At 48.9% G+C, this 413-nt stretch carries 1 protein-coding gene; it reads right to left on the reverse strand.

Annotated features, from left to right (window positions below):
• Window positions 1-10 precede the first annotated feature (10 nt).
• Window positions 11-229: an excisionase gene (locus P3R27_RS14900; protein WP_002414258.1), complete on the reverse strand. Its 219-nt coding sequence runs from the start codon at window positions 227-229 to the stop codon at window positions 11-13.
• Between the last annotated feature and the right edge of the window lie 184 nt (window positions 230-413).

Raw genomic sequence — 413 nt, forward strand, 5'->3', positions numbered from 1 at the left:
ATCCCGGCGCTCATGACTTCGCCTTCTTCCCATTTCTGATCCTCTTCAAAAGGCCACCTGTTACTGGTCGATTTAAGTCAACCTTTACCGCTGATTCGTGGAACAGATACTCTCTTCCATCCTTAACCGGAGGTGGGAATATCCTGCATTCCCGAACCCATCGACGAACTGTTTCAAGGCTTCTTGGACGTCGCTGGCGTGCGTTCCACTCCTGAAGTGTCAAGTACATCGCAAAGTCTCCGCAATTACACGCAAGAAAAAACCGCCATCAGGCGGCTTGGTGTTCTTTCAGTTCTTCAATTCGAATATTGGTTACGTCTGCATGTGCTATCTGCGCCCATATCATCCAGTGGTCGTAGCAGTCGTTGATGTTCTCCGCTTCGATAACTCTGTTGAATGGCTCTCCATTCCAT

Origin of the sequence: Enterococcus spodopteracolus (assembly GCF_030441955.1) — a bacterium.
GTDB lineage: Bacteria > Bacillota > Bacilli > Lactobacillales > Enterococcaceae > Enterococcus_B > Enterococcus_B spodopteracolus.

Coding starts and splice junctions, on each gene's coding strand:
- P3R27_RS14900 (WP_002414258.1), bottom strand. CDS start 229: ATGTACTTGACACTTCAGGAGTGGAACGCACGCCAGCGACGTCCAAGA.